The sequence below is a fragment of the Klebsiella sp. Ech2A genome, assembly GCF_030078455.1.
In the GTDB taxonomy this organism is placed as follows: Bacteria; Pseudomonadota; Gammaproteobacteria; order Enterobacterales; family Enterobacteriaceae; genus Klebsiella; species Klebsiella terrigena.
Genome location: NZ_JAQGFU010000211.1, coordinates 1 through 6,889 on the forward strand (window position 1 = coordinate 1; position 6,889 = coordinate 6,889).

Consider the following 6,889-nt stretch of genomic DNA (forward strand, 5'->3'; position numbering starts at 1 on the left):
CGGCCCACGGCCTGAGCGCCAGCTCCGCCGCCTGCTCCTCGCGCGCAATCAGCGCCTCGGTGCGGCGGCACAGGTCGTCATCGCCCAGCAGGGCCGCCAGCTGACGCAGGGCGTCGGAGGTCGCACGGATTCCGTAGAAGCTGCCTTCGAACCACGGAGTACCGTAGCGCTGCTCCAGCGCTCTGGCGACGTTGATTAGCGCCCGCGAGCAGACCAGCATATTGGCCTGCGCCCGGTGCATAGTCTGGATTTCGGCGAAGCGGCCGTCGCCGGAGAGGCTGCCGAGCACGCGGATCCCCAGCTCATCGAGCAGCGGCTGAATGTGCCAGAACTCCCCGGCAATATTAAATTCGCCGATCAGGCCAACATCGTGGCGATGCTCCGGGGCGAACGGGGATGCCTCCGGCCAGGGGGCCGGTTCGCGCTGGCCGATAACCCGCTTGACCATCACCTCGCCGGCCAGCCGGTTGCCGAGGTTTTTGCTGCCGTAAAAACCGGCGGCGTCGATGGCGATAACCGGCACGCCGGTGGCGGTCTGCGCGGCCTGGCAAACCGCCTCCAGGTCGTCGCCCTCCATTGCCGGCACGCAGGTGTTGTAGATAAAGACCGCCGCCGGGCGGTAGCGGGTGACGATATGGCGAACCGCGTGAAACAGGCGGCGTTCGCCGCGGCCCATGATCACATCCTGCTCATTAAGATCGGTGGTGAACCCCAGCCGGTTAATAGTCGGCCCGGAGCTCATGCTGCCGCGGTTATCCCATGAGCTGCCGGCGCAGCCGATGGGGCCATGCACCAGATGCGCCACGTCGGCGATGGGCAGCAGGGTTATCTGGGCGCCGTCGAACGCGCAGCCGCCGGCGGTGGCGCCGGGTTTTGGCGCGCTGCAGCCGGACTTCTGTTTATGGTTATGTTCGCAGGCAGGCTCATCCAGCAGCGCCAGAATTTCATTTCCCTTCATAGTGACCTCGTTGACCGTGGGGGATGATGGTAGAAATGCAATTCGCGATCCACGAGATGGACATTGATTTTTAACGAGAAAGTCTTGTTAGCTTTGCGACAAAGCCCACAATGGGACGAGAATGTTGTGGATCGTGGCGCGGGGGCGAGAAAAAAAAGCCCGCGGGGTCAGCGGGCAACGGGCAAATAACAGGGGTTAAAAGACGCGCTCCTGCAGCGGGTTATCCCTGTGAAGTCGCTTCGCCAGCCACGGCGGCAGGCGCCCGGCCAGCAGGGTGTTGATGGCCTCGCACTGGGCCTGAATAGCGGTGCCGGGCGGCGCTTTCATCGGATGGATCTGGTGGCGGATCAGCCTGGCGGCGGCGGGACCGCCGATCTCCTGGCAGAACAGCAGCTGGCAATCGTCAACCAGCCGGGCGCGCACTTCGCTGGCCTCCTGGCGGTCCGGCGCTGACGGATAGCGGCGCAGATCGTGCAGCCAGCCGCCTTGCTCATCGAAGGCATAGACAAAGAACAGGCGCCCCTGGCCGAAGTGGCCGTTAATGAGCAGGCCGTCCTGAGAGCAAAATGCGGCCAGCAGCTGCGGCGTCCGCTGCGCGGGGCGGGCGATGCGCAGATGAACGGGCAGCGCGCCCCGCAGGCAGGCCATCACCCGCGACCAGCGGGCGGGGGACATCACGGCGGTGGTTGACGGAAAGGCGGCGGCGAGGCGCGGCTGCGTTAAGGTGGCCAGGCGCTCCGGGGTCAGGGTCTCGCCGCTTTCCTGCGCCAGCCAGTCTAAGATTTGCGCCGGCGGCAGATCCGGCAGCGTCTGGAACAGCGCCAGCAGGCGCCAGAAAAGGGTATCGTTGTCGGACATTACCGGCTCCTTATATCAGCGTAGTGCGGGTGGCCCGCAGGCTTATCGGGAAAGTGGGCCGCTCCGGCTGCGGGCTCACGTAGTAGCGTCCGCCTCCTTCCAGCGAGATTGCGCCGCCCCAGCGGTCAACGTCGTTATGCTCAATCTGTATTACCCGCGCCTCCAGATCCCGCCTGGCGATATAGGCATACAGATCCGCGCCGCGCTCACGAAAAATCACGATGGGCATAGGCCCCTCCAGGCCCCGCTTGCGCGGGGCGGCTAATGGTTAACGGACGAGGTCGAAGCTATAGTCGGTTTTGCCTAACCGGCTGGTGTCGTTGTCCAGCTTCTCCAGCACGGCGTTCACCAGCGTCGTGACGATGTTCATCGCGCCTTCATAGCCCCAGGTGGTCTGGCGGTGCAGGTGGTGACGGTCGAACAGCGGAAAGCCGAGGCGAATAAGCGGGACTTCAAAGGCTTTTCCCTTCGCCAGGGTGTCGCGCTGAATAAATTTGCCGTAGGAGTTGCCTATCATAAAGTCCGGCTGGCGGGTGAACATCAGCGAACGGAAGTGCCACAAATCGCAGTTGATGAACACTTCGCTGTCGCGGCCGTAGGGCGAGGCCTCCAGCATTTTCTTCATCGCCTTCAGCCAGCGCTTGTTGGCGTTATGGCTGAGGATAACCGTCGGCTCGCAGCCGAGCTCCAGCAGGAAGCGGGTCAGCCCCATCACAAAGTCAGGGTCGCCGTAGAGGCCAAATTTCTTGCCATGCAGCCAGGTGTGGGAGTCGAGCATCATGTCGACCAGCCGCCCGCGCTCAAGGGTGAGGGCGTCGGCAATCGGCTTGCCGCTGAGCTGGCTGACGGCCATCAGCAGCTCGTCGGTGGCGGCTAACCCCAGCGGGATCGCCACCTCGGTCGCCGGCTGGCTCCACATCTCCTGCACCACTTTTTTGCTTTTCAGCAGCTGCCACGGCTGCAGGAGCAGCGTATCGATGGCGTCCGGGGCCTCCTTCATCTCCTGCTGGGTGGTGCCGCCGGCATACATTCGATAGTGACCGTCGGCGGGGGTATCAAGGACCTCCGATGGGTCGGAGAGCAGGCTGCACGGCACCGCCATCTGCGCCATCATCCGCTTCAGCACGCGGAAGTTGCCGAGATAGGTCTCAAAGCCGGTGACCAGGTTGAGCTTTTGCAGCTTGCCCGGCTGCCCCTCATAGCCGGCGGTAAAGGTTTTGGCGAACCCTTCGAACATATTGTCCCAGCCGGTGACGTGGCTGCCGATAAAGCTTGGCGTATGGGCGTGCGGCACGGCGATGCTACTATCAACAAAACCGTCCTTTTTGGCGTTGGCGATAAACGCCTGCAGATCGTCGCCGATAACCTCCGCCATGCAGGTGGTGGAGACCGCGATGATCTCCGGTTTGTAGAGCGCGCTGGCGTTCTGCAGCCCGAGATTCATATTGCTGTTGCCGCCGAAGACCGCCGCGTCTTCGGTCATCGAATCGGACACGCAGGCGATCGGCTCTTTGAAATGGCGGTTAAAGTAGGTGCGAAAATAGGCCACGCACCCCTGGGAGCCGTGAACGTAGGGCAGGGTGTTGGCAAACCCCAGCGAGCAGAGCACCGCCCCGAGGGGCTGACAGGCTTTCGCCGGGTCAACGGTCAGCGCCTCGCGCTGAAAGTTCAGCGCTTCATATTCGGCGGTGGTGGTCCAGGCGAAAACCTCCTGCACGCGCTGCGCATCGTGCGCTTCTTCCAGTACCCGCTTGCTGCGGAACATCTCCTGGTATTCGTCCTGTTCAAATAGCGGATAACAGCTATCAATCTTATCAATCGTTTGGCTCATGGTGTTCTCCTCCCGCGCCACAAATCGGTGAACTAACGGGACAGTAAATGGGCAATCACGCAGACTTCAGCCATGGGGCGATCAGTTCGTTCCACGCCGGGTTGTTTAGGGTCATATCCATATCGCGGGCAAAAATGGCGAAACCATCGTAGCCGTGATACGGGCCGGAGTAGTCCCACGAGTGCATCTGGCGGAACGGAACCCCCATTTTCTGGAAGATATATTTCTCCTTGATCCCGGAGCCGATAAGGTCGGGCTTCAGCGCTTTGACAAACGCCTCCAGCTCGTAGCTGCTGGCGTCATCGAACAGCAGGGTGCCTTCCTTGAGGTCCGGCAGGGTGCGGTCGTAGTCGTCGTTATGGGCAAACTCATAGCCGGCGGCGACGATCTCCATGCCGAGATCTTCGTAGGCGCCAACGACGTGCCGCGGGCGCAGGCCGCCCATATAGAGCAGCACCTTGCGCCCCTCCAGCCGCGGGCGATATTTGGCGATAATCGCCGCCATTTGCCCCTCGTATTTGGCGATGACCTTCTCAGCGTTAGCGCGAATGACGTCGTCAAACTGGTCGGCAATTTTGCGCAGCGATTCGGCGATTTTGGTCGGGCCGAAGAAGTTGTACTCCATCCACGGGATCTGATGCTTTTCCTCCATGTGCCGGGCGATGTAGTTCATCGAACGGTAGCAGTGGACCAGATTCAGCTTAACGAAAGGGGTGTTCTCCATCTCAACCAGGGTGCCGTCCCCTGACCACTGAGCGACCACCCGCAGCCCCATCTCTTCGAGCAGTATGCGCGAGGCCCAGGCGTCGCCGCCGATGTTGTAATCGCCGATGATCGCCACGTCGTAAGGGGTGGAGGCAAACGGCTGCCCCTCACGATTATTGAGCACCCAGTCGCGAACCACGTCGTTGGCGATATGGTGCCCCAGCGACTGCGATACGCCGCGAAATCCTTCGCAGCGCACCGGGATCACCGGCTTATCCAGCGCCTTGCTGCTGGCGTTGGCGACCGCGCTGATATCGTCGCCGATAAGCCCCACCGGGCACTCCGACTGGATGGTGATGCCCTTGGTGAGCGGGAACAGCAGCTCCATCTCTTCAATCAGCTTAGTGAGCTTTTTATCGCCGCCGAAGACGATGTCGCGCTCCTGAAAATCGGAGGTGAAGTTGAGGGTACCGAAGCTGTCGACGCCGCTGACCCCGGTGAAGTAGTTGCGACGCCCGGCGCGCGAGTACTGCCCGCAGCCGACCGGCCCGTGGGAGATATGGGCCATATCCTTAATGGGCCCGAATACCACCCCTTTGGAGCCGGCGTAGGCGCAGCCGCGCACGGTCATCACCCCTGGCTGCGATTTACGGTTAGAGATAATGCACTTGCCGACGCTCTCCATTTGCGGATCGCTGACCATCATGTGCTTTCTGCGCTCTTTACGCGCGGTTTCGGGAAAGACTTCCAGGACCTCCTGGATTAGCGCGAGATTACGTTCGCCTGTTGCGTTGGTCATGATGATTGTCCTGTGCTCAGGCCGCGTTTTCTTCGGCGGCGGTTTTACCAATGATGCTGGCGTCTTCTTCTTCCATGATGCCGAACTCCATCAGCAGCGACTCCAGTTCATCCATGGTGCAGGGCGTCGGCACCACCTTCATGGTGTTGTTGACGATCTTGTTGGCCAGAGTGCGGTACTCGTTGGCCTGCTGGCAGTTCGGGTCGTACTCGATAACCGTCATCCGGCGGATTTCCGCGCGCTGCACGATGTTGTCGCGCGGCACGAAGTGGATCATCTGGGTGCCGAGCTTCTCCGCCAGCGCCACGATCAGCTCATCTTCCCGGTCGGTCTGACGCGAGTTACAGATCAGGCCGCCGAGGCGGACCTTGCCGGATTTGGCGTACTTAACGATGCCCTTGGAGATGTTGTTGGCGGCGTACATCGCCATCATTTCGCCGGAGCAGACGATGTAGATCTCCTGGGCCTTATTTTCACGGATCGGCATCGCGAAGCCGCCGCAGACCACGTCCCCGAGCACGTCATAGAACACGAAGTCGAGATCGTCCTCGTAGGCGCCTTCCTCCTCGAGGAAGTTGATTGCGGTAATCACCCCGCGCCCCGCGCAACCGACGCCTGGTTCCGGGCCGCCAGATTCCGCGCAGCGCACGTCGCCGTAGCCGATTTGCAGGACATCTTCGAGCTCGAGGTCCTCCACCGAGCCCACTTCCGCGGCCATCTCCATAATGGTGTTCTGTGCTTTAGCGTGCAGGATCAGGCGGGTGGAGTCCGCCTTCGGATCGCAGCCGACGATCATCACTTTCTTACCCATCTCCGCCAGGGCAGCGACGAGGTTCTGGGTGGTGGTGGATTTGCCGATACCGCCTTTACCGTAGATAGCGCATTGACGCATGGTCATGGTGACTTCTCCTGTTGTTGAGTGTTTGCCACCAGATAAGTGCAGGGAACATACCAGCCGTGCCAATCAGGTTAACAAATTGATAAATAGCGGGTTAAATTTTTTCGACCGCGGTAGCCGTAAAACAAAACGGCACAATAGAGCCACCAAATGTGCGAAACAGAACAATTCCGCTCAGCCAGCCACTAAGAGGGCGATTTGTCGGCTGTTCAACAGCTTGTCGCGCATTGTGTCTTATTCCGCGCAATCTCTTCGCGTCATCGCGCGCTGCGTGTCTCGTAATCCTTTGAATTAACACAAACTATTCTGCTAAACGCGAGCTGGCACGGGCCGTGCTTGAGGCACAGACAGGGTTTGCCGCCAGCTGATGCGGCGAAGATGCCTCTCACCTTCGAGGAATGAACAATTTCGAGGAATGAACAATGTCCGGAAAAATGAAAACAATGGATGGCAACGCCGCGGCGGCCTGGATCTCCTACGCCTTTACCGATGTGGCGGCTATCTATCCGATCACGCCCTCCACGCCGATGGCGGAAAACGTCGATGAATGGGCGGCGCAGGGGAAAAAGAACCTGTTTGGCCAGCCGGTGCGCTTAATGGAGATGCAATCGGAAGCCGGCGCCGCGGGGGCGGTGCACGGGGCGCTGCAGGCCGGGGCACTCACCACCACCTATACCGCGTCGCAGGGGCTGCTGCTGATGATCCCCAACCTCTACAAAATTGCCGGTGAGCTGCTGCCGGGGGTTTTTCACGTCAGCGCCCGGGCGCTGGCGACCAACTCGCTCAATATCTTCGGCGATCATCAGGACGTGATGGCGGTTCGCCAGACCGGCTGCGCGA

General features: G+C 60.9%; 6 protein-coding genes and 1 pseudogene. 1 reads left to right on the forward strand and 6 read right to left on the reverse strand.

Features of this window, described 5'->3' with window-relative positions:
* The 6 genes from PFH44_RS23190 to nifH form a co-directional block, all read right to left on the reverse strand.
* A partial coding sequence (locus PFH44_RS23190; protein WP_283826286.1) for a nitrogenase component 1 occupies window positions 1–958 on the reverse strand: 958 nt, incomplete at its 3' end.
* Between the two features lie 195 nt (window positions 959–1,153).
* Window positions 1,154–1,816, reverse strand: a complete 663-nt coding sequence (locus PFH44_RS23195; RefSeq protein WP_283826287.1) for a NifB/NifX family molybdenum-iron cluster-binding protein — start codon at window positions 1,814–1,816, stop codon at window positions 1,154–1,156.
* 10 nt (window positions 1,817–1,826) lie between these two features.
* Window positions 1,827–2,045, reverse strand: a complete 219-nt coding sequence (gene nifT, locus PFH44_RS23200; protein WP_045858138.1) for a putative nitrogen fixation protein NifT — start codon at window positions 2,043–2,045, stop codon at window positions 1,827–1,829.
* Window positions 2,046–2,084: 39 nt separating this feature from the next.
* Window positions 2,085–3,647 (reverse strand): nitrogenase molybdenum-iron protein subunit beta, encoded by a 1,563-nt coding sequence (gene nifK, locus PFH44_RS23205; RefSeq protein WP_283826288.1) that lies wholly within the window; start codon window positions 3,645–3,647, stop codon window positions 2,085–2,087.
* Window positions 3,648–3,702: 55 nt separating this feature from the next.
* On the reverse strand, window positions 3,703–5,151 hold the full coding sequence (nifD, locus tag PFH44_RS23210) for a nitrogenase molybdenum-iron protein alpha chain (RefSeq protein WP_045858135.1): 1,449 nt from the start codon (window positions 5,149–5,151) through the stop codon (window positions 3,703–3,705).
* Window positions 5,152–5,167: 16 nt separating this feature from the next.
* Window positions 5,168–6,049, reverse strand: a complete 882-nt coding sequence (gene nifH / locus PFH44_RS23215) for a nitrogenase iron protein (RefSeq protein WP_045858133.1) — start codon at window positions 6,047–6,049, stop codon at window positions 5,168–5,170.
* Between the two features lie 422 nt (window positions 6,050–6,471).
* On the opposite strand from nifH, the pseudogene PFH44_RS23220 reads away from it, so the two are divergent.
* Window positions 6,472–6,889 (forward strand): annotated as a pseudogene (locus PFH44_RS23220) (pyruvate:ferredoxin (flavodoxin) oxidoreductase); the annotation flags it as partial.

Bases quoted from the DNA above. Each gene is read 5' to 3' on its own strand.
- nifK (WP_283826288.1), bottom strand. From the start codon at position 3,647: ATGAGCCAAACGATTGATAAGATTGATAGCTGTTATCCGCTATTTGAA.
- nifH (WP_045858133.1), bottom strand. From the start codon at position 6,049: ATGACCATGCGTCAATGCGCTATCTACGGTAAAGGCGGTATCGGCAAA.
- nifD (WP_045858135.1), bottom strand. From the start codon at position 5,151: ATGACCAACGCAACAGGCGAACGTAATCTCGCGCTAATCCAGGAGGTC.
- nifT (WP_045858138.1), bottom strand. From the start codon at position 2,045: ATGCCCATCGTGATTTTTCGTGAGCGCGGCGCGGATCTGTATGCCTAT.
- PFH44_RS23195 (WP_283826287.1), bottom strand. From the start codon at position 1,816: ATGTCCGACAACGATACCCTTTTCTGGCGCCTGCTGGCGCTGTTCCAG.